This is a genomic window from Rhodanobacter sp. AS-Z3 (assembly GCF_029224025.1).
In the GTDB taxonomy this organism is placed as follows: Bacteria; Pseudomonadota; Gammaproteobacteria; order Xanthomonadales; family Rhodanobacteraceae; genus Rhodanobacter.
In genome coordinates this window covers 3,163,177-3,184,117 of sequence record NZ_CP119392.1, presented here as the reverse complement: position 1 = coordinate 3,184,117, position 20,941 = coordinate 3,163,177, and the positions used below count along the sequence as shown (strand labels likewise).

At 62.7% G+C, this 20,941-nt stretch carries 20 protein-coding genes and 1 riboswitch; of the genes, 11 read left to right on the top strand and 9 right to left on the bottom strand.

What is annotated here, in order from left to right:
* The first annotated feature begins 87 nt into the window (after window positions 1-87).
* Window positions 88-1,068, top strand: a complete 981-nt coding sequence (locus PY254_RS14185; protein ID WP_281012220.1) for an IS5 family transposase — start codon at window positions 88-90, stop codon at window positions 1,066-1,068.
* Window positions 1,069-1,201: 133 nt separating this feature from the next.
* Here PY254_RS14185 and PY254_RS14180 read toward each other — a convergent pair whose 3' ends face one another.
* Window positions 1,202-1,513 carry a hypothetical protein gene (locus tag PY254_RS14180; RefSeq protein WP_281012687.1) on the bottom strand — a complete coding sequence of 104 codons (312 nt, stop codon included), beginning with the start codon at window positions 1,511-1,513 and terminating at the stop codon, window positions 1,202-1,204.
* Between the two features lie 243 nt (window positions 1,514-1,756).
* Here PY254_RS14180 and PY254_RS14175 point away from each other — a divergent pair, with 243 nt between their 5' ends.
* Both PY254_RS14175 and PY254_RS14170 read left to right on the top strand, forming a co-directional pair.
* Window positions 1,757-2,359, top strand: a complete 603-nt coding sequence (locus PY254_RS14175; RefSeq protein WP_281012686.1) for an AHH domain-containing protein — start codon at window positions 1,757-1,759, stop codon at window positions 2,357-2,359.
* Window positions 2,356-2,910: a hypothetical protein gene (locus PY254_RS14170; RefSeq protein ID WP_281012685.1), complete on the top strand. Its 555-nt coding sequence runs from the start codon at window positions 2,356-2,358 to the stop codon at window positions 2,908-2,910. The genes PY254_RS14175 and PY254_RS14170 overlap by 4 nt, the downstream gene beginning before the upstream one ends.
* An 80-nt stretch (window positions 2,911-2,990) precedes the next feature.
* On the opposite strand, the gene PY254_RS14165 is transcribed toward PY254_RS14170, so the two are convergent.
* Window positions 2,991-4,451, bottom strand: coding sequence for a serine hydrolase domain-containing protein (locus PY254_RS14165; RefSeq protein ID WP_281012684.1), 1,461 nt, complete (start codon window positions 4,449-4,451; stop codon window positions 2,991-2,993).
* 219 nt (window positions 4,452-4,670) lie between these two features.
* Here PY254_RS14165 and PY254_RS14160 point away from each other — a divergent pair, with 219 nt between their 5' ends.
* Window positions 4,671-6,143, top strand: coding sequence for an amidohydrolase family protein (locus tag PY254_RS14160; RefSeq protein ID WP_281012683.1), 1,473 nt, complete (start codon window positions 4,671-4,673; stop codon window positions 6,141-6,143).
* A gap of 80 nt (window positions 6,144-6,223) precedes the next feature.
* On the opposite strand, the gene PY254_RS14155 is transcribed toward PY254_RS14160, so the two are convergent.
* A complete protein-coding gene (locus PY254_RS14155) occupies window positions 6,224-6,772 on the bottom strand; it encodes a hypothetical protein (protein ID WP_281012682.1) in 549 nt (182 codons plus the stop codon).
* Between the two features lie 619 nt (window positions 6,773-7,391).
* Here PY254_RS14155 and PY254_RS14150 point away from each other — a divergent pair.
* Complete coding sequence (locus PY254_RS14150; RefSeq protein ID WP_281012681.1) at window positions 7,392-8,084, top strand: histidine phosphatase family protein; 693 nt, start codon at window positions 7,392-7,394, stop codon at window positions 8,082-8,084.
* A gap of 48 nt (window positions 8,085-8,132) precedes the next feature.
* Here the strand turns inward: PY254_RS14150 and PY254_RS14145 are convergent, their stop codons facing one another.
* The 4 genes from PY254_RS14145 to PY254_RS14130 form a co-directional block, all read right to left on the bottom strand.
* The gene (locus PY254_RS14145; protein ID WP_281012680.1) at window positions 8,133-8,759 is read right to left on the bottom strand and encodes a DUF4124 domain-containing protein; all 627 of its coding nucleotides are present in this window, start codon (window positions 8,757-8,759) and stop codon (window positions 8,133-8,135) included.
* A 116-nt stretch (window positions 8,760-8,875) separates the two neighbouring features.
* Entirely contained in the window at window positions 8,876-9,469 is a 594-nt protein-coding gene (gene pnuC / locus PY254_RS14140; RefSeq protein WP_281012679.1) for a nicotinamide riboside transporter PnuC, read from the bottom strand.
* Between the two features lies 1 nt (window position 9,470).
* On the bottom strand, window positions 9,471-11,660 hold the full coding sequence (locus PY254_RS14135) for a TonB-dependent siderophore receptor (RefSeq protein WP_281012678.1): 2,190 nt from the start codon (window positions 11,658-11,660) through the stop codon (window positions 9,471-9,473).
* 62 nt (window positions 11,661-11,722) lie between these two features.
* Window positions 11,723-11,818, bottom strand: a riboswitch (TPP riboswitch).
* Between the two features lie 32 nt (window positions 11,819-11,850).
* Window positions 11,851-12,987 carry a phosphotransferase enzyme family protein gene (locus PY254_RS14130; RefSeq protein WP_281015229.1) on the bottom strand — a complete coding sequence of 379 codons (1,137 nt, stop codon included), beginning with the start codon at window positions 12,985-12,987 and terminating at the stop codon, window positions 11,851-11,853.
* Window positions 12,988-13,119: 132 nt separating this feature from the next.
* On the opposite strand from PY254_RS14130, the gene PY254_RS14125 reads away from it, so the two are divergent.
* The 4 genes from PY254_RS14125 to PY254_RS14110 all read left to right on the top strand — a co-directional run bounded on the left by PY254_RS14125 (window position 13,120) and on the right by PY254_RS14110 (window position 15,859).
* Window positions 13,120-14,013, top strand: a complete 894-nt coding sequence (locus PY254_RS14125) for an AEC family transporter (protein WP_281015228.1) — start codon at window positions 13,120-13,122, stop codon at window positions 14,011-14,013.
* A 71-nt stretch (window positions 14,014-14,084) separates the two neighbouring features.
* Window positions 14,085-14,675 (top strand): response regulator, encoded by a 591-nt coding sequence (locus PY254_RS14120; protein WP_281012677.1) that lies wholly within the window; start codon window positions 14,085-14,087, stop codon window positions 14,673-14,675.
* Window positions 14,676-14,704: 29 nt separating this feature from the next.
* Window positions 14,705-15,106 carry an Hsp15 family ribosome-associated heat shock protein gene (locus tag PY254_RS14115; protein WP_281012676.1) on the top strand — a complete coding sequence of 134 codons (402 nt, stop codon included), beginning with the start codon at window positions 14,705-14,707 and terminating at the stop codon, window positions 15,104-15,106.
* A gap of 99 nt (window positions 15,107-15,205) precedes the next feature.
* Window positions 15,206-15,859, top strand: a complete 654-nt coding sequence (locus PY254_RS14110; RefSeq protein ID WP_281012675.1) for a response regulator — start codon at window positions 15,206-15,208, stop codon at window positions 15,857-15,859.
* A 15-nt stretch (window positions 15,860-15,874) separates the two neighbouring features.
* Here the strand turns inward: PY254_RS14110 and PY254_RS14105 are convergent, their stop codons facing one another.
* The gene (locus tag PY254_RS14105; RefSeq protein ID WP_281012674.1) at window positions 15,875-16,351 is read right to left on the bottom strand and encodes an Lrp/AsnC family transcriptional regulator; all 477 of its coding nucleotides are present in this window, start codon (window positions 16,349-16,351) and stop codon (window positions 15,875-15,877) included.
* A gap of 94 nt (window positions 16,352-16,445) precedes the next feature.
* Between PY254_RS14105 and PY254_RS14100 the strand changes: the two genes are divergently transcribed.
* Entirely contained in the window at window positions 16,446-17,630 is a 1,185-nt protein-coding gene (locus PY254_RS14100) for a trans-sulfuration enzyme family protein (RefSeq protein WP_281012673.1), read from the top strand.
* A 116-nt stretch (window positions 17,631-17,746) separates the two neighbouring features.
* Here the strand turns inward: PY254_RS14100 and mutS are convergent, their stop codons facing one another.
* Window positions 17,747-20,323, bottom strand: coding sequence for a DNA mismatch repair protein MutS (mutS, locus tag PY254_RS14095; RefSeq protein WP_281012672.1), 2,577 nt, complete (start codon window positions 20,321-20,323; stop codon window positions 17,747-17,749).
* A gap of 89 nt (window positions 20,324-20,412) precedes the next feature.
* Here mutS and PY254_RS14090 point away from each other — a divergent pair, with 89 nt between their 5' ends.
* A complete protein-coding gene (locus PY254_RS14090; protein ID WP_281012671.1) occupies window positions 20,413-20,922 on the top strand; it encodes a CinA family protein in 510 nt (169 codons plus the stop codon).
* Window positions 20,923-20,941: the final 19 nt, after the last annotated feature.

Below are 20,941 nucleotides of genomic sequence, written 5' to 3'. Positions count from 1 at the left end.
GGATCTGCTCTTTGGGGCTTAGGGATGCTCTGATTTATTCCCCGTCTGCGGCATCATAGCCAGCAGTCCCCAGGAAGCCCATCGCCGATGAAGCAGCGTTCGTTCGCCTCGTTGAGTTTTGAAGTCAAGAAGAAGCCGACACGTCGTGAGCGGTTTCTGGGTGAGATGGACAAAGTCGTGCCGTGGGCCGACCTGCTGGCGCTGATCGAACCGAGCTATCCGACCTCCGGTCGTCGCGGTCGCCCGCCGATGGCGGCATCGACGATGCTGCGGATCCACTTCATGCAGCAGTGGTACGCACTGAGCGATCCAGCGATGGAAGATGCGTTGTACGAGATCGAGTCCATGCGCCGGTTTGCCGGGCTGGAGCTGAACGAGGACGCGATTCCGGACGAGTCGACGATCCTGAAGTTCCGTCGCTTCCTGGAGCAGCACGGCCTGGCGGTGAAGATCTTCGAAGCGGTCAATGCGCACCTGAGCGGCCAGGGCCTGTTGCTACGCCAGGGCACGATCGTGGATGCCACGATCATTCAGGCGCCGTCCTCGACCAAGAATGCGGACAAACAGCGTGACCCGGACATGCGCCAGACGAAGAAGGGCCAGCAGTGGTACTTCGGCATGAAAGCGCACATCGGGGTGGACGTGGAATCGGGGCTGGTGCACACGGTAACCACGACACCTGCCAACGTGGGCGACGTGACGGAAGTGGACAAGTTGCTGCACGGCCAAGAGAAGACGGTGCATGCCGATGCCGGCTACCAAGGCGCCGAGAAACGGGCACCCAAGCGCGGCCGCACGTGGCATATCGCGGCCAAACGCGGCAGCGTGAAGGCGATGCCCGAGGGCGAGTTGAAGGATGCGGTCAAGCACACCGAGCACATGAAGGCCGCGGTTCGAGCCAAGGTGGAGCATCCGTTCCGGGTGGTGAAGCGGCAGTTCGGCTATCAGAAGGTGCGCTTCAAGGGCTTGCTCAAGAACACCGCTCAGATACTCACGCTGTTCGCGCTATCGAATCTGTGGATGGTGCGACGAACGTTGCTAGCGTCCGCAGGGGAGGTGCGCCTGTGAGGCGGGAAATCGAGGCGATTGGGGGTAACCCAGCACGGCGATGGCGGCGATATGCCTCACAATCTGCCTTTTCGTCGTAGTCAATCCATATTTTTAGCACGGCCGTCTGGACGGCCATTTTGAACTTAATTGATCAGAGCATCCTTAGCGGACGATGCGCTTCCTTGAAGTCGACCTCGACCAACCAGCCTTCGTGAGACCAGTAATCGCCGACATTGCCAAATTCGATCGGCTTGGGGCTGGGCGAAGCGGCGACGGTGACGCGGCCGACGGCGCCAATGTGGCCGTTCGCATACGAGAACACGACGTCGCCCGGCTGCACGAGCTTCATGTTTTCGTAGGTCTGGTTGAACGCGCCGTTGGTGTTTCGGTAGGGCGACCACAGGTAGCCGCCACGAACTTCGTGGGCACGCGTCTGCTTGTGGTTTACCCACCAAAAGGCCATGTTTTCTCCCTCCTACCAGATTAGTGCAGACGGCTTGCGTAGGAAACCTCTGTCAGCCTGTCAGCGATGACCCCATTTAGGCCGCGTCAAAATCTTCCGTGGATGTATGCGACGGAGTAGTGCACGAGGGCGTATCTTTCCAGCTTAAATAAAGCTTGCAAGCGCTTGTGCCAGCGATGTTCTATCGGACATCGTTGCATGTTCTAGCTGGCGCGAAGTAGAAGAATGCAAAGGGGATAGAGGATGTCGCTGAAACCAAAGGGTAAGCCTTTCGACCAAGTCGATCCGAGTTTGCTCGACTTGCGGATAGCTGCGGGCATGATCTGCCGAGCGGGAAATGGTCACGCTGTGGTCAACGAGTTGATCATTGAGGTGGAGAAAGACAAGATTCGATACAATAACGGCCAGACACTTCGGGCTTCTGCAAAGCGGCTCATGGTCGACGCCCGTAGGAATGCTCGCCATTCTGTTGTGCTATCCAGAAATATGTTGGCTGCCGGGCAAACTCGACCAGCCGAGGTCGCGGCCCATCATATTGTTGCCCGGAAAGACGCCGGTGCTGATCGTGCCCGAAAGCTGATCTTTGGGTGGAACATCGCGATCAATGATGTAGACAATGGCGTCTATCTTCCACGTTGGAAGCGCTCTCATGTACCCAGTTTGCCGAATACGACGAAGCATTCTGTTGTGCACACCGAGCAATATCATTTGGAAGTGTGGTTCCGTTTGAGCGCGGTTGCAGCACTCGACGCGAAGGATCGTCGTGGTGGTCGTATCGCGTTAAGAACGATCAAGCAGGAGCTCATCAATGGTATTTTTCCCTACCTTCCGGAAATGAGCTCATGAGCGTTTGGGAAATCGTCAATGATCGGATCAACGAGGTGGCTGGCGTCGTTATCCCGGCCGCGGAGCAGGACAACCTGCGTTGGTGGGACAAGTTTGGCGGGGACGGTTCGGCGTTGAAGTGGCGCTCACGTCCGAAGCTGGAGCTGCTGGTGGGCAGGGGGCGCAAGAAGCCAAAGCCGCGTGCTGACTTGAGCCCGTTCATGCCGGGTGCGTTGGTTATGAGTGTGCGAGCCCGCGACGCGTTGGGATCTGTCCTCGCGCCGTTTGGTCAGTTGCTGGAACTAAGCGTGGAAGGGCAGCCCGAGTACTTCTACAACGTGACCAATGTGCTTGCCTGCATAGACGCGAACTTGTCCGAGCGGCGTCCCGAGGGAACGATTGCCCGCGAGGTGTTTGACATGGGCTTGGTGCCCAGTCTCGCGACGGTATTCAAGGATCGGTTGAACCTTGGGAAGATCTATGTGAACTCTGCGGGCAAATCGGTACTGGAGCAGCTTGTTGCAGAACACAAGATTACTGGGTTGAGTTTCCGACAGGCAGGGCACGGCTGACTGCCGGAGAGTGATGGTGTGTCGGGAGCAAGCTTGCTGGCCACTGGAAAGACAGTGCGCCGCGCGCCTCTGATCCCGCACTACCGATTATCCGGATCGGCCCTCACCGCCAGATTCACCAACTTCCCCTTCGCATCCAGTTCCACCAGCATGATCCGCGTATCGCCTTCCGGCCCCACGCGATACACCGAGCGCACCGCGCCGTCGTGTTCAGCGCGTTTGATCAGCTGCAGTGGCGCGGTGTCCCACTTCGCTGGCAACTGGCTGCGCATGTCGGTGGCGTCGGTGGGGGTGAAGGTGTAGCCGGCATCGGCGCTGAATTCGCTGGCGATGTTCTTGCCGGCCAGCATGCCATGCAGCACGTCGCGTGCGTGTTTGGCGATGGCGGGTCGGGTGTCCTTGATGAGCGGGATCGGCTTCGGCATCAGTGCCGGTTCGATCAGACCGGCGATAACCTGCGCCATGGCGACGGGGCTGGAGTGGCCGGCGTCGAGGTTGGTGAGTACCACCACGGTGAGCTTGTCATCGACATAGCGGTTGATGGTGCAGGTGAAGCCTTGCCATGAGCCGGAATGCTGGATCATGCGATGCCCGTTCATGCTGTCATCGACCCAGCCGAAGCCGTAGTGGCTGGCGTTGGGTTTGCCGTCGTTGAGCACGAACGGTGTCCACATGGTGTCCAGTGATTTCTGGCTGAGCAGAGTGGTGCCGTAAAGCGCACGGTCCCACTTCTCCAGATCGACGACGTTGAAATAGAGCGTGCCGTCGGCAGTGGAGTTGAGGCTGGGTGATATCCAGGTCTGGTTGTTCAACTGACCGTCGGCGATTTCGTAACCGGCCGCGCGGCCGGGGATGACATCGCGGTCGGAGATGCCCCGGGTGGAGACCATGCCGAGCGGGGCGAAGATGTGATCGTGCATGTAGTCGCGGTAGTTCTGGCCGGTGACCTTGTGGATCAGCACGCCGAGCAGGGCGTAGTTGGTGTTGCGATAGGCCCAGTCGTCGCCCGGCTTGAATTCGATCGGCAGGGTTTCGATCTTCTTCACCAGTTCGTCTTCGGTGAAGTCCTTGCGCATGTCGAACAGACCGCCGGGTTTCATGCGCTCCTCGGTCTCGTATTCGGACAGGCCGGAGGTATGCGACAGCAGGTTCTTCAGCTTGATCGGCTGCCAGCTCGCCGGCGCATCGGTGAAGTATTGGGTGATGCTGTCGTCGAGGTTAACCTTGCCTTGTTCCACCAGCATCATCACCGCGGTGGCGGCGAACTGCTTGCCGACCGAGCCGGACTGCATCAGCGTGGTTGACGTGACCGGCGCATGCCATTCGACGTTGGCCAGCCCGTAGCCTTTCACCAGCACCGCATGACCGTCGATGTAGACGCCGACTTCGGCACCGGGAATGCGCTCGCGCGCCATCTCTGCGTTGACATAGCGATCGATGGAGGTCGCTTGCGTCGGGCTGAGTTCGGCGGGTGCGGCCTGCGCGAGTACCGGCGTGCAGACAAGCAACGAAACAAGCAGCATTTTGCGGGGCAGGCGCATGGTTCGGTGCTCGCTGAGGGTGGACAGGTTCGGCAGTTTGGCAGAACGGGGCTGGCCGGGCAGCAGGTTGCGGCTGCACTGGTTTTCGTTCGACGCGAAGTCGGCTGTCCTGACCGGCAGCTTTCCGCGCTGGCGTGCTTCCGACCGTGCAGGCAGCGGCGCATACTCATCCAGATGGACGAGCGGGGGCTCGCCACGTTTTCATCAGGGGAGTCGACCATGCATCGTTTGCCGAAGGGCTGTTCGCGCACGTTGTTTGCTGCTTCGTTCACGCTGGCGGGTGCGATGTTCACCCCGGCATCCCATGCCGCGATGCCGACACTATCGCCAGCGGTGCAGGCGTATGTGGCCCACGCGCAACCGCTGCTGGCAATCACTAATGTGCGGGTGATCGATGGCAACGGCACCGCGGCGAAGGAAGACCAGACGGTGCTGCTGCGTGATGGACGCATCGAGGCGGTCGGGCGTCACGTGAAGCTGCCCAAAAACGCGACAGTGATCGACGGCAGCGGGCAGACGTTGATCCCCGGCCTGGTCGGCATGCACGATCACATGTTCTATCCGGCGCCGAGGGTGAATCCCGCAGCGACGGACCCGATGTACCCGGAGCAGGCGTCCAGCTTCCCCAAGCTGTATCTGGCGGCCGGGGTCACCACCATTCGTACCACCGGCAGCACCGAGCCGTATACCGACATGGACCTGAAGACGGCCATCGATGCCGGGCTGCTGGTCGGGCCGAAGATGCACACCACCGGTCCGTATCTGGAAGGTAAGGGCAGCTTTACGCCGCAGATGCACGAGCTGACCGGTGTGGATGATGCACGCAACACGGTGAACTACTGGATCGCTGAGGGAGCCACTTCGTTCAAGGCCTACATGAATATCACGCGCGCCGAGTTGTCGGCGGCGATTGCGGCGGCGCATGCGAAGGGCGTCAAGGTTACCGGTCACCTGTGTTCGATCGGTTTCACCGAGGCGGCGGATCTGGGCATCGACGACCTCGAACATGGTTTGTTTGTGGATACGGAATTCACCGCCGGCAAGCAACTGGATGTATGCCCCGATACCAAGGCCGCCGTTGCCCACATGGCCACATTGAGTGTGGACAGTACCGAGATTCAGGGGCTGATCAAGCATCTGGTGGCAAGGCATGTGGCGGTGACGTCCACGCTGCCGGTATTCGAGACCATGGTGCCCGGCCGTGCGCCCCAGGATGCGCGGGTGCTGGATGCGATGCTGCCGCAAGCTCGCGTGGAATACCTGAAGACGCGCGAACGGGTTGCCGCGATGAAGGACTCGCCGTGGACCAAGGTGTTTCAGTTGGAAATGGATTTCGAACGCGCCTTCGTCAAGGCAGGCGGCACGTTGATGGCGGGCCTTGATCCCACCGGCTATGGCGGAGTGATTGCCGGCTATGGCGATCAGCGCGAAGTGGAATTGCTGGTAGATGCCGGCTTTACGCCAGTGCAGGCCATCCAGATCGCCAGTTTGAACGGTGCACGCTTCATGGGCGTCGACAAGGACATCGGTTCGATCGAAGTGGGAAAGGCTGCAGACATGGTGCTGGTCAAAGGCAACCCGGCGAACAACATCAAGGACATCGAGAACGTGGTGCTGGTGTTCAAGGATGGCGTGGGCTACGACTCGGCCATGCTGGTCAAGGCGGCGAACGGCACGGTGGGGTTGCGCTGATCAGTCAGCTGCATTGGTGCGAGATCGTTGTGTCGATCGCTGACAAGAAAAACCCGCCATTCGGCGGGCTTTTCGTTGGCTTAGCGATCGCGTCGGGGAGCGGGCGTGGATGAAGACGAGCTGGCATTGACACTGGGTGCTGGCGACCGATTGACCGTCGTGGTGGTGTGATACGCCGTCGGAATCTCGCGGGTGTAGTGCGTGTCCTGACGGCGGTAGTTCTGGTTGGCGAGCGCCACGCGGACACCGTCCAGATGTACCCAATACCATGACCCGGCGGGCACCGGCGAGGTCGACACGTAGGCAAACTTCGCGTCGTAATTACCGTTGGTGCTTGGCGCTGTATTCAGCGCAAGGTTGATCACGAACTGGCTGGCGATCGGGCGGCCGTGCTTGTCGGTTGCTGGTGTGCGGATCATCTCGTCGAGATTTGCGCGCATCAGTCGCCTGATTTTTGGCGTGAGCTCCACCGCCGGCGAAGCTTCGGTGACCTTGCCTTGCGAGTTCACCCGCACCAATACCGGCATGACTTTCGAGTTGAATTGGTTGAGCGAGGCGGAAGCGGCGGCTGCCGTGCCGGAGCAAAGCGCCAACGTGCTGAGTACAACGGTTAGCTGAACAGACTTCATGAAGCACCTCCTGGTGAGTTAAATCCTTGCTTCTGTTGCTATCAGGGAAGTTCCTCCGCAAGTTGTCTGGTGTCAAGCACGGCCGACCAGTCGATCGCGCAACAACTTCAGTTCGCAAGGGGGACGGGCGGGATGGGCTGCAGTGGCCGGTTCCGTGCGCCGCGGAAGAAAGCGTGCGGGCTCGTCGTGACCTCGAAAAGCTCGTTGGCCGCATGGGTGCCATCAACAGCGAAACCTACGCATTTGGAAGCCTTGCCGAAGCGCTGACGGTTGCCGCTTCAGGACAACATCGCGCCCGGACACAAGGTCGTTTGCTGCTTCGCTGATCGGCCTCGAATGTGCCCGCCAGATCGACAATTCATTGCCGGCACTGCAGTGACCTGTTGCGGACGATACGCAACGCGGCAGCGGTAGCGGTAGCGAAGCGTTGGCAGGCAACCGTACCGTCGTGGCGTGCGACCAGCGGCGAGAGGGCTACGGTCGGCGCGTTGAGTTCGGCGTGTCTTGATCGGTTCGAGGCAGCGGCGTGGCGGTGCGGGTGATGAGTGCCTCACGGACGGGGCTTTCGTGGTGCGGTCGTCGAGGCATAATCGACCGGCCATTCACCCCGGGAGTCGTCATGTTGCCTCGTCTTCTGTTGCTTCTTTGCTGCCTGCTGCTTACTGCGCCAGCGTGCGCCGCCGAAGCGCCGGCGACCCGCACCATCATCCTGGTGCGCCACGGTGACTACCGGGCCGATCCCGCGGCTGACAAGAAGCTCGGCCCGCATCTGGCCCCGATCGGCGTAGCCCAGGCGCATCTGGTCGGTGCGCGGCTGGCTGCGCTGCCGAACCACTTCGATGCGATGTATGTGAGCCCGGTGCAGCGGGCGCGCGATACCGCGGCGGTGATTGCCGGAGACTTCCCGGGCCGCCATTTCGAAGTGGTTGGCGATCTTGAGGAATGCATGCCGCCGACGCGTCGCAAGGAAGTGACCGTTGACGAGAAGCCGGCTGATCTGGCTGCCTGCAAGCAGCAGTTCGACCGCCTGTTCGCGCAGTATTTCAAGCCGGCCCACGGTCACCCGCAGACGGACTTGATGGTTTGCCACGGCAACGTGATCCGCAACATGGTGGTTCGGGCGCTGGGTGTCGACAGCGCGGCGTGGCTGGAAATGTCGGTTGAGAATGCCAGCATCACCAAAATTCTGGTCGAGGCCGATGGCCGCTTCAAAGTCATTTCCGTCGGTGACGTCGGGCACATTCCGCCCAGCCTGCGCACCGGTGCCACCGGCGATATCGAACGCAGCCTGGCGATTCCCGTTTTGCCCTAGCGGTACCGACGACCCGTCAGTGAACGGGCGTCGTTGTTTGCGAACCGATCAGCACTGCGTGCGTCCACCGGCGAGCTGTTTGCACGGATGGAAGATAGGTTCGGTTGAAGGCGGTTCGTGATCGTGTCCACCGTCACCGTCGTGGTGATGATCGCGGCGGGGGCGACGGTTCGGATAGGGTGCGAAATAGGCGGGTGCAGGGCGGGAGGCTTCCTGCGTCAGTTGATCCTGATAAGCCGCATTCTGCTCGCGCAGTGCCTCGTTCTCGCCTTGCAGGCGATTGCGTTCGGCGGCTTCGTCGCGTTGTGCTTGTTGCTGTGCCTGTTCGTCGCGTATTTGAGTGGCGTAGGCTTCATCAGCCTGGCGTTGCGCTTTTTCGTCCTGCGTCTGTTGCCGCACTTCGATGCGTTGCTGGTAAAGCGCTTCAAGATGGTGCGAGTCGGCGTAGCTTTTGGCCAGGTTGTCCTGACCCAGTCGCAGGTAGCGGTCAATGACTTCGGTGTCGTCAGCCTGATGCAGTAATTCGCCCTGGCCTTTCGGGCAGGGGCGGTCGGTGTAGCTGACCCCTGCAGCACTGGTGCACTTGTAGATGTTCTGTGCACCGGCGCAGCCCGCTGCAGTCAGCAGCAGCACCGCGATGCATGACAACCGGATTCGGTTCGGTCGGACTTTCATGATGGCGTCCATCCTGCGTGGCCTCGCATGGCCCAAAGAGTGCCGGAGCGAGGGTTAGGGTGCGCTGAACATGACGTTGCCGCAATGGAGCTTCCCTTGCTTGATGGTGATCGCGCTCAAGCCGGTGTCGAAGGCACTGCCGGCGTACGGGCAAGCTTGCGACCGGCACCTTGCCAGGCGCGCAGGCCGATCACCGCCAACACCACGAATCCCGCATACAGCACCGAGGTGATCAGCAGGTGTTTGTAAACGTATTCGCCCACGTAGATCACGTCCACCGCAATCCACAGCCACCATGCCGCCACATGCCGCCGCGCCTGCCACCATTGCGCCACCAGGCTGAAGGCGGTGAGCGCCGAGTCCAGCCACGGCAGCGCCGCATCCGTCAGATGATGCATGAACGCACCGAGCGCGACCGCGCCGACGCCGCCGATGAGCAGATGGATGAGCGCCTGCCGCCGGGGTAGCGGTGCCACCTGCACCCGCCCGTCTGCGCCGAGGTGTTGCAGCCAGCGGTACCAGCCGTAACCGATGAAGCCGGCGAAGGCCAGTTGCAGCAGCGCGTCGGAATACAGCTTCGCGTCGACAAACACCCACGCGTAGACCAGCACGGACACCAGCCCGACCGGCCAGCACCACGGCTGGCGTCGGGTGGTCAGCCAGACGCCCAGGGCGCTGACGATGGCGGCGATGAGTTCGACCCAGGTCATGTCAGAACGCGAACGTCAGTGACAGGCGCGCCAGCCGCGGCGCACCCGGGAACAGGTAGCTGTCGCCGCCGGAGCTGCCGGTGTCGCGCCAGTAGAAGCGGTTGAACATGTTGTCGATGCTGAGCCGCCAGGTCATTTCATGGCCGTTCCACTGACTGGCGTAACGCACGCCGGCGTCGAACACGCTATACGCCGGCACGCGGGTCACGCCATCAGGCGTAGCCATGTTGCTGCTGGCGTAGCGCCAGCCCCCGAGCACGCTGAGCTGCTCGGCGAACGGCAGGCGATAGTCGAGATACAGCGCGCTGCGTACGCGCGGCACGTTGACGACTTGATGGCCTTCGTAAGTAGGTGAACCAGTGTTTTCGGCGCGGGCACGGATCAGATTGACGCTGGCGGTGAGGCGCAGGCGATCGCTGAGTTGTCCGGCAGCGTTGAGTTCCAGTCCGCTGTGCACTTCGTTGCCGTGCTGCACGAAGGTAAAGCCTTCTGCGGTCTGGCCAGGCTGCGCGAATTGGTAGGGCTGGCTGATGCGGTACAGCGCGGCAGTCAGGCTCAATGCATCACTCCACGCGAGCTTGAGGCCGGCTTCGCTCTGGCGTGCCAGCAGCGGCGCCAGCGTGGTGCCGCCATTGGATGTCCAGTACGGCGCCTCGTTGCCCAGTGACAGGCTCTCGCTGTAGCTGAGGTAACCGGTCAGGCGTGCGGTGGGCTGCCACAGCACGGCGGCCTGCGGCAGCATTTTGCTGAGCTGCGTATCGCGCTCGGGCGCGCCACTGGAGTCATAGGCACGTTCGTGCAGACGCACGAAACGCGCACCGGCAAGCACCTGCCATTGTTCACCCAGATGCACCCGGTCCAGCGCGAATACGGAATGTTGCCAACTGGTCAGTCGGCGCACCGAATTGCCGGGCTGGTTCGGCGACGGCGCGAAGTACGGTGGGTTCACCTGATTGATATTGCCGGTGCCAACGTAGTCGTAGACGTAGGCGCGACGGTCGATGGTGCGACGGAAGGCGCTGCTGCCCAGACTGACTTCGTGGCTGATCGCGCCGGTGTCGAACGAACCCTTCAACACGGCACGCGCCTCGTCGTTGACGCGGGTGTCGTCGGGGCTGCGATAGTCGTAGATGTCGTAGTCACCATTCGGCGCAAAGAAGTAGCCGGGCGTGGCGCCGCTGGCGCAGTCCGCGGAATAGAAACAGCCGTAAGCAAACGCGACGTTGTCGTCGATCACGGCATGGCTGTGGCTGGCGGAAAGCTGCGCGCTCCAGGCGTCGCCGAGGCGATAGTTGAAGCGCAAGGTGCTGTTGCTGGCGTCGATACCCACCGGCCGCTGCCATGGCTCGAAACCGAGCAGGCGGGTTCGGCTGGGGTTTGCCGGAATCGTCGTGCCGCCCAGCAACTGGTAGCCGGAGACCGAGCGCTGTCCGCTGGTCTGGTAATCACTGTCCAGTTGCAGCGTGGCGTTCGGGCTGATCTTCCAGTCCGCCGCCAGCGAGAGGAACGTGCGTCGGCCATCGGCATGCTGCACGTAGGAGTTCATGTCCTCATGCGCGGCATTCACGCGCACCCCGAACGTCGGGCTGAGCCAGCCACCGACATCGAGTGCGAGATAGCGCGAACCGTGTGAGTCGGTGCCAACCGTGGCACTGCGTACATCGGCCGGGCGCTTGCTGACGTAGTTGACCAAGCCGCCTGGCGCGACCACGCCGGCTTCAAGACCGCCCAGACCCTTGAGGATTTCCACCCGCTGCTTGTCTTCCAGCGCAACCGGCTGTTCGCCGACCAGACTCATCTCGTTGAGCCGATAGCCGGTGGCGAGGTCGAGTGCAAAGCCACGGATGGCAATGTCCTGGTAGTAACCGACCGGCGCATAGCTGTCGCCCAGCGCGGCGTCGCTGCGGGCCAGTTCGCTCAGCGTGTGCGGCTGGCGGTCGTCGATCTGGTCGCGGGTGATCACGGTGATCGCTGCCGGCGTGTCCTGCAGCGGCGCATTGCCGAAGCTGCCGAACGTGTCCAGTTGCGAGTTGTTCGCGTGATAACCAAGGTTGCCGTTCGCATTCACGTGGACCGGCGCCAGATGCGTGGCTTGCGGTTCGCTGGCCGTGTCCGTGGTGGTGTCGGTGGCGTGCGCCGGCGCAACAGCCGCGAGCAGGGCGAGGATCAGGGGAGTGCGGGAAAAGGGCATCGTTCTCGTCGTCGTCAACTTGGGTACGGACGAAGCGACGGCGACCCGGCGGTCGCAAGGACACGCTGGATCTGCAAGCTCCCTACGCCGGTACAAACCGGATCAGGTTCCAAGGGACTCTCTCAGCCCGGCTACGCCGGGCACCCCCGCTTCAAGAACGCCTATTGAACCACGGATTGTCCCGATGTGTTTAGTCGGCGTTGCGGATGCCGCGCAACAGTGCCTGTCCGTGGCGGGTGTGGAACCACGCGGCGTGGCCGCACAGGAACGCGTCGTAGGCCAGATCCGCGTTGGCCGGTGATTGCGTGATGGCGTGGTAATACTCGATTTCGGACAACGCAAAATCCACGTGTACCAGCGGCAGCAGGTTGGCCAGTACATCGCGGTCGGCTTGAGTCAGCGGCCGCTGTTGGTGATAGCCATCGATTAGCGCATGGGCGATGTCGGGATGCGCTATGTCGGTGTGATGGTCCAGTTCCAGCCACGCGATCGCATTACGCTCGATCGCCGTGGCCAGATCAAACAGCGCGAAGTTGCGCGCGCACAAACCGAAGTCGAGCACGTTGCTGACGGTTGCGCTGGCGCTGTCATCGCTCCAGTAAAGGTTGGAGACATGCCAGTCGCCATGTGTCCACAGCGGCAGTTGTCGCGCCAGCGCCGGTTGTACGACGGGATGCCACGGGGCGAGCAGTTCATGCAGGTCATGCTGCCAGTGGCGATCGCGAAGATAGTGCTCCAGTCCGGGTCGTTGCGGCAGTTGCGCGGTCAAGGTCGCGACCGGATCAGCCGCCTGAATCAAGTCGCTGCGCGCCACCAGAATATGCGTGTTGCGCTGAGCCGCGTGATAGTCAGTCGCGGCGTGATGCAGGCCGGCCAGCATGCTTCCGGCGTTGAAAGCGTGTGAGCAGGCGGACAACGGTTCCCACGAGATCAACTCGCGGTACAGGTCGATGCCGGCGGCGCACTGGTGAGCTTCATACACCCATTCGCCGCGCGTGCTGACCGTGCTGCGCTCAACGTTGCGCAACAGGCCGGGAATCGGCATGCCGCGATCACGCAGATGCGCGATGAAGCGATGCTCCTCACCCAGCGTTGCTGCCGTGCGCACGCGATGGTGATGGCGCTTGACGAACAGCACGCCTGCGTCCGTTTCGACCAGACAGGCCGCCGACAGCGGTCGCGGACTGTGCCAGCGGATTCGGGTCGGGCCAGTCACCGACGGGTAATCACGCAGCAGATCGCCGACTTCGTCTGCGCCGAGCGCAGGCCAGTCCGGCGGCGTGTTGTCGCCGACCAGTCCGTGCGCGAGGTGGGTGGGGTCGTTCATCAGCGTAATGGTGCCATGCGCGGTCGCCGGTCGCGGATTATGGCCGATGGCTTGTTGCAGCGGCTTTCCCACGGTCGGCGCTTCGCGTCTAATGAGTAACTTTCCACTGCGGCACCGCTTTCGATGAGTGCAATGTTGTTGCTGTTCGTCTGCCTGCTCCTGGGCACCCTGGTGGCGCGCTATGCCAAGCCGCCAGCGGGCATCGTGCAAGGGATCAACTGGTGGGTGCTGAATGTGGCGCTGACGGCGCTGGTGCTGGAACTGATTCCCAAGGTCAGCTTCGATCCACAGCTGTGGTTTCTGGTCGCCGTGATGTGGCTCACCTTCGGTGGCGCGTGGTTGTTGTTCGGCCTGCTGGGGCCGCGGCTGGGCTGGTCACGTCAGCGCACCGGTGCGCTGATCCTTGTTTGTGGCCTGGGCAACACCTCGTTCATGGGGTATCCGCTGTTGCAGGCCTTGCACGGCAAGCAGGGGTTGGCGCTGGCGGTGGTTGCCGACCAGTTGGGTTGTTTTCCGGTGCTGGCGATTGGCGGCATCGTGGTGGCCTCGCTGTATTCCGGGCGCAAGCCGGCGCTGGGGTTGGTGGCCAGGCGCATCTTCACGTTCCCGCCAACGATTGGCTTGCTGGTCGGCATCGTGGCGGGTTTGTGCGGTGGCTGGCCGGCGTTGCTGGATGGTGTGTTTGCCCCGATCGGTGCCACCCTGACGCCACTGGCGCTGTTCTCGGTCGGTCTGCAATTCAAGTTCCATCCGGGCCAGCGGCAACTGGGTGCGGTGAGTTGGGGTTTGGGCTGGAAGCTGTTGCTGGCGCCGTTGCTGTGCTGGGCGCTGGGCAGCGCGGCCGGTGTCGATGGGCTGGTGCTGACCGTGGGCGTGCTGCAGGCGGCGATGGCGCCGATGGTGTCGGCGACCATCCTGGCCGACGAATACGGCCTGGAGCCGAGTCTGGCCAATACCGTGCTGGGCGCCGGCATCGTGTTGTCCCTGCTGACCATTCCTCTGGGCGACTGGCTGCTCGGCTCGTAACGCTTTTCTTGCGTCTGGCGCGTGCTGCGCCGACACTAGCGCTCAAGGTGGGGAAAGGGAGCATTGGGGTCATGGCAGGTTTTCAGCTGATCAAACGACTGTTTGGTGGCGAACACGGCGAACGCCGTGCGCTGCCGCGTTCCGGCAAGCCCAAGGAAGCCTGCATTCTGGTGGTGGACGATTCGGCCACCATCCGCGCGGTGATCGGCAAGATGCTGACGCAGAACCACCATTCGGTTTTGAAAGCGGCCGACGGCGATGAGGCGCTGGTCATTGCCAAGCGCGAAATTCCGGATCTGATTTTCCTCGACATCGTGATGCCCGGCATGAGTGGCTTCTCGGTGTTGCGTGCGTTGCGCCATGACCCGCTGACACGGGATATTCCGATCGTGATGATCAGCGGCAACCTGCAGGCGACCGAGCAGTTTTACGTGCAGCGCTTTGGCGCCGACGACTTCATGAAGAAGCCGTTTGGGCGCAGCGAGGTCTTCGCGCGCATCGAACACCTGACGGCCAGTGGACGCCTGGTTGTGCGGGAACGCACGACGATGGAACCGGTAACCAGCGAACCGGAGCACACCGCGGCTGAGCATGCCGCGATTCCCGATATCGCGATGCCCGATCCTCACGACATGATCGAGCAGTCCGGCAACCGGGGCTGAGGTTTGACGATGCTGCGACCCGGGTCGCCGTGAGCAAGCCCGTTTCATCAGAAAGTGTCGCCACCACGCGCGTCGACGTGTGGCTGTGGGCTGCCCGCTTTTTCAAGACCCGCAGTCTCGCCAAGCAGGCGATTGACGGTGGTCACATCAGCGTCAACGACGCTGGTTGCAAGCCGGCCAGAACACTTCGTGTGGGTGATCACCTGAAGATCAGTCGTGGCGAGGAACGCATGGAAGTGGAGGTGCTGGCGTTGTCCGAGCGGCGCGGTCCGGCCAGCGTGGCGCAGACCTTGTACGACGAAACCGAATCCAGCCGCGCGACGCGCGAGGCGGCGCGTGAGTTGCATCGATTGATCGGTGCCGGGGCTCCGCCAAAACGTCCGGACAAGCAGGCACGGCGTGATTTGCGGCGACTCAAACACGATCAATGAGCAGTGCATCGCAGAATGGCGTGCATGGATGGGTGAGTATTCCTGCAAATCCACTGACTTGGCGGAACTTCGTCAAGTCACACTGCATGGGGAACTCGCATGGACGGACACGCGTTGAAGAGTGGCATTGGTTTTTTCAAGCGTCTGCTCGGCAGTCATGCGGAAGGTACTTCGCGGGTGGAACCTCAGGCGCCAGTGGGATCGCGCGTGCTGGTGGTGGACGACTCGCCCACGATCTGTGCGGTACTGGGCAAGATGCTGCGGCAGGATGGTTATGCCGTGCTCAAGGCTGTCGACGGCGAGACGGCGATCGAAAAGGCGCGCCATGAGCAGCCGGCGTTGATCTTCCTCGATGTCGTGATGCCGGGCATGAATGGTTTCGCGGTGTTGCGCGCGTTGCGCCATGACCCGCTGACGCGGGATATCCCGATCGTGATGATCAGCGGCAATCCGCAGGCTACCGAGCAATTCTATCTGCAGCGTTTTGGTGCCGACGACTTCATGCGCAAGCCGTTTGATCGCGATGACGTCTACGTGCGCATTGGCCATCTGGTGCGCGCGGGACGATTGCCTTCCCGCAGCGATGCCAGTGCGCTGCAGCAGGCCGCCGGGTTGGCCTTGGCACCGGAGCTTCTGGTCGATGAATTGGCGGATATTCCCGACATCGCCATGCCCGACGCAGATGTGACGCCGGCACTGTCAGCTCAAACGCTGTCGCCGATGGTGTTGAAGACCGCGCATGGCCTGGCTTGAGTCTGGAAGCGCGGCTCAGTCCTGATCCGCCTCGCGGTAAATCGGCACGTCTGGATTGCGGCGGAAGGTAAAGATCAGGCTGGTCTCGATGTGTGCCACTTCCGGCCGCGTGGTGAACGCGTCGAGTGCGAAGTCGCGCAGGTGGTCGCTGTTGGCCACGGCCACGTGCAGCAGATAATCGTTGGCGCCGGCCACGTGATAGAACGCCAGCACCTCGCGCAAGGTCAGCAAATAGGCGTGGAAGGCGTCCAGATCCTTGCGTGAGTGGCGTGCCAGGCGCACGCTGATCATCGCCTGCAAACCGATGCCTACCGCCGCTGGCGCGATCTCCGCGTGGTAGCCGCTGATCGCGCCGCTTTCGCGCAACCGGCGCACCCGCTCCAGTGCCGTCGAAGGGGCTACGCCAACGCGTTCGGCGAGCGTCTTGTTGGGCAGTCGAGCGTTCTTCCGCAGCTCGCGCAGTATCGCGAAGTCAATTCGATCCAGGCGCATGATTTTGGCTTTGGCGAAATATAATTCGGTAACGAATTTCCAGCATAGCGGATGATTCTAATATCCAGCCACTATTTCGAATGGGGTGGGTCTCATGTCACGTCTTGAAACGCTGGGTGTACACGCCGGTCGCGAGGATTTCAGCGAGCTGGGCGTGCATGCGCCGCCACTGGATCTGTCCACCACGTATCCGGTGCGCGATCTGGCCGAGGGAACTGCCAGCTTTGATGCCTTGGTCGGTGGTGCCGCCAGCGCGGCCAACCCGATCTACGCGCGGCTGCACAACCCCACGGTGGCGCGTTTCGAGAATGCGCTGGCGCAGATGGAAGACACCACCGATGCGGTGGCGTTTGCTTCGGGCATGGCGGCGATGTCGGCCTGCCTGCTCGCCGCCGGCCAGCGCGGCAAGCACGTGCTGGCGGTGCGACCGCTGTATGGCACCAACGATCACCTGCTGAACTCCGGCCTGCTCGGTATCACCACGCGCTGGGTCAAGCCGGCAGAAGTGGCCGATGCGATCAATGCCGATACCGCGTTGGTGATTATCGAGACGCCGGCCAATCCGACGCTGGATTTGATCGACATTGCGGCGGTGGTGAAGGCCGCCGGGGCGGTGCCGGTGCTGGTGGATTCCACCTTTGCCACGCCGGTGCTGCAGCAGCCGGCCTCGCTGGGTGCCACGCTGGTGCTGCACAGCGCGACCAAATTCCTCGGTGGCCATGGCGACGTGATTGCCGGCGTGGTCGCTTGCAATGCGGATTGGGCATCGGCGCTGCGCCAGGTGCGTGCAGCTACCGGTGGTTTGCTGCATCCACTGGGCGCTTATCTGCTGCATCGCGGTCTGCAGACCTTGTCGCTGCGCGTGCTGAAGGCGCAGGACAATGCACGCAAATTGTCGAAGTTGCTGGCCGCGCATCCGGTGGTGGCGAAGGTCTGCTATCCCGGGCTTGGCACCGTGGCGAATGCGCATCTGGTGGACACGCAAATGAACGGGCCAGGCAGCCTGATGGCGTTCGAGGTGCGCGGCGGGCACGCCGCAGCGAGTGCGGTGATGGCGGCGGTGAAGCTGGCCACGCCTGCGGTGAGCCTGGGTTCGGTGGATACCTTGATCCAGCATCCGGCCGGCTTGACCCATCGCGTCGTTGATGCAGCCACCCAAGCCGAGCACGGCATCACGCCGGGGCTGTTGCGTCTGTCCGTCGGCATCGAGCATGTTGACGATCTGTGGGCCGATCTGAATCAGGCGCTGGATGCGATCAGGTTGAGCGCAGCGGCCTGACGAATCCATCCGTCGCGGGTGGTGGAGGCGGCAAAGAGGAGTTGCCGCCGCGGTCATCGCTGAATGGGTTGGATGACATCAGAAGGCCGGCTTGAAGCCGGCCTTCTGATGTGCGCTCAGTTCAGTGACTTGAGGCGGTAGAGCGCTTCCAGCGCTTCGCGCGGTGTCAACGCGTCCGGGTCGAGCTCATCCAGCGCGCGCTCGGTTGCCGAGGGTTGGGTTGGGGCGAACAGCCCCAGCTGTGGCGACGCTTCAGCCGCACGTGCCGGTGCGCTGGCATATTGATGCATGCCGCGCTCCAGTTCTGCCAGCGTGCGTCGCGCATCGGCGATCACCGATTTCGGCAGGCCCGCCAGTGCGGCCACCTGCAAACCAAAGCTGCGGTTGGCGGGGCCGTCCTTCACTGCGTGCATGAACACCAGTTGCTCGCCGTACTCGACCGCGTCCAGGTGCACGTTGGCGATGGTCGGGAATTCACTGGCCAGTTCGGTCAGTTCAAAATAATGCGTGGCAAACAAGGTGTACGCGCGGCATTGCCGCGCCAGATGCACGGCAGCCGCGCGCGCCAGCGACAGGCCGTCATAGGTGCTGGTGCCACGTCCCACTTCGTCCATCAGCACCAGACTGTCGGCGGTGGCGTTGTGCAGAATGTTGGCGGTCTCGCTCATCTCCACCATGAAGGTGGATTGCCCGCGCGACAGGTCATCGCCCGCACCGATGCGGGTGAAAATTCGGTCGATCGGGCCGATCACCGCGCGACTGGCGGGCACGTAACTGCCGATGTGCGCGAGCAGCACGATCAATGCGTTCTGGCGCATGTAAGTCGATTTGCCGCCCATGTTCGGGCCAGTGATCACCAGCATGCGGCGGGCGTCGCCGAGTTTCAGGTCGTTCGGCTCGAACGGTTCGTCGCGGACTTTTTCGACGACCGGATGGCGGCCACGCTCGATCGCAATACCGGGTTCGTCGGTCAGCTCAGGGGCGCTCCAGTCCAGTGCCTCGGCTCGCTCGGCGAGGTTGCTCAGCACGTCGAGTTCGGCCATCGCACTGGCGGCGGTTTTCAGCGTCTCCAGCTTCTCGGTGAGCGTGTCGAGCAGCGCTTCGTAGAGTGCGCGTTCGCGCATCAGCGAACGCTCCTTCGCCGACAGCACCTTGTCTTCGAATGACTTCAATTCTTCGGTGATATAACGCTCGGCGTTCTTGGTGGTCTGTCGCCGCGTGTAATGCGTCGGTGCCTTGTCGGCCTGGCCCTTGCTGATCTCGATGTAGTAACCGTGCACGCGGTTGTAGCCGACCTTCAGCGTGCTGATGCCGCTGGCGGCTTTCTCCCGCTCCTCCAGTTCGACCAGGTACTGGTCGGCATGGGTGGACAGGCGGCGCAGTTCATCCAGCTCTGCGTCATAGCCATCGGCAATCACGCCGCCGTCGCGCTGGAGTACAGGGGGCTGTTCGACGACGGCGAAGGCCAGCAGCGCTGCCGTGTCTGCATGGTCGCCGATGCGCTGAACCAGCGCGTGCAGCAGTGGGCTGTCCAGCGTGGCGATCTGATCGCGCAGCACCGGCGCGGCGGCAAGACCGTCGCGCAGGGTGGAAAGGTCGCGTGGCCGCGCTGAACGCAGGGCCACGCGAGCGAGGATGCGTTCCAGGTCGCCGATGCCGCGCAACTGCTCGCGCAGGCTCTCGTGTCGGCGACTGTCGATCAGCATGCCGATCGCCTGATGACGCTGACGCAACAGATCGCGTGAGCGCAGCGGCCGGGTCAGCCAGCGGCGCAATGCGCGTGCGCCCATCGGCGTGACGGTTTCGTCGAGTACGCCCAGCAGGCTGTGTTCAAGGCGCCCGCTGGGATGGGTATCCAGTTCCAGATTGCGGCGCGTGGCGGCATCCAGCGCGATCGTTTCGCTGGCGCTTTCCACTGCCATGCCCGTCAGATGCGGTAGCGCGCTCTTCTGGGTTTCCTCGACGTAACCGAGCAGGCAGCCAGCGGCAGCGACTGCCAGCGACATGCCGTCCAGGCCGAAACCGCCGAGGTCACGGGTGCCAAAGAAGCGATTGAGCTCGCGCTTGGCCGCATCAGCATCGAAGTGCCACGGGGGACGTTTGCGCAGGCCGGGCAGGGTGCTGACCAGTTTCGGCCAGGCCACATCCTCGCCGACCAGGGTTTCAGCAGGCTGCAGCCGTGCCAGTTCCGCGGCAAGTGCTTCGGCGTTCGGCACTTCGCTGAGCAGGAAACGCCCGCTGGAAAGATCGACCCAGGCCAATCCGTAAGCGCCCTGAGCGCCAGCGGCGATCGCCAACAGCAGGTTGTCGCGCCGGTCTTCCAGAAGCGCAGCATCGGTCACCGTGCCAGGCGTGATGATACGCACCACTTTGCGCTCGACGATGCCCTTGGCCAGCGCCGGATCGCCGATTTGCTCGCAAATCGCCACCGATTCGCCCAGCCGCACCAGCCGCGCCAGATAGTTTTCAGCCGCGTGATACGGCACGCCAGCCATCGGAATCGGTGCGCCGGCCGACTGCCCACGCTGGGTCAGCGTGATGTCGAGCAATCGCGCCGCCTTGCGCGCGTCGTCATAGAACAGTTCGTAGAAATCGCCCATGCGGAAGAACAGCAGCACGTCCGGGTGCTCCGCTTTCGCGGAAAGATACTGCCGCATGAACGGCGTGTGCTTGGTGAGATCGTCTTGGCTCATGCAATGCAAGTCTTGGCGTGGTCGCGCGGAACAGGTAGAACGGTGCCTCTGCGCATCGCGCAAAGTGCAATCAAGTCCGGGAGTCTCGCATGGAGTTGTCATCTGTTCCTACCGATGCCGAATTGCTGGCGCTGGCTGGCGAGGTCGCTACCGAGGTACAGCGGTGCCGTCTGATGCTGGTGACGGCCGAATCATGCAGCGGTGGCTGGATCGCCAAGGTGCTGACGGATCTGCCCGGCAGTTCGGCCTGGTATGACGCTGGCGTGGTGACCTACAGCTATGAGGCAAAGGAGGCTTTGCTTGGGGTCAATCCGCGAACGCTGGAACACGCCGGCGCGGTCAGTGAGGAGACCGCGCTGGAGATGGTTTCCGGCGCGTTGGCGCGCTTCGGCGCGGGTGTGGCGGTGGCGGTGACCGGCATTGCCGGGCCATCCGGTGGCACGCCAGACAAGCCGGTCGGTACCGTCTGGATCAGCTGGAAGCGCCGCGGCGGCTACGCGCACGCGAAGCTGTTCCATTTTCCGGGCGATCGTGAGGCAGTGCGCCGGCAGACCGTGGCGGCGGCGCTCACCGGCTTGGGCAAAGCGCTGACGGATTGAGATGGAGTCTGCTGCCAGA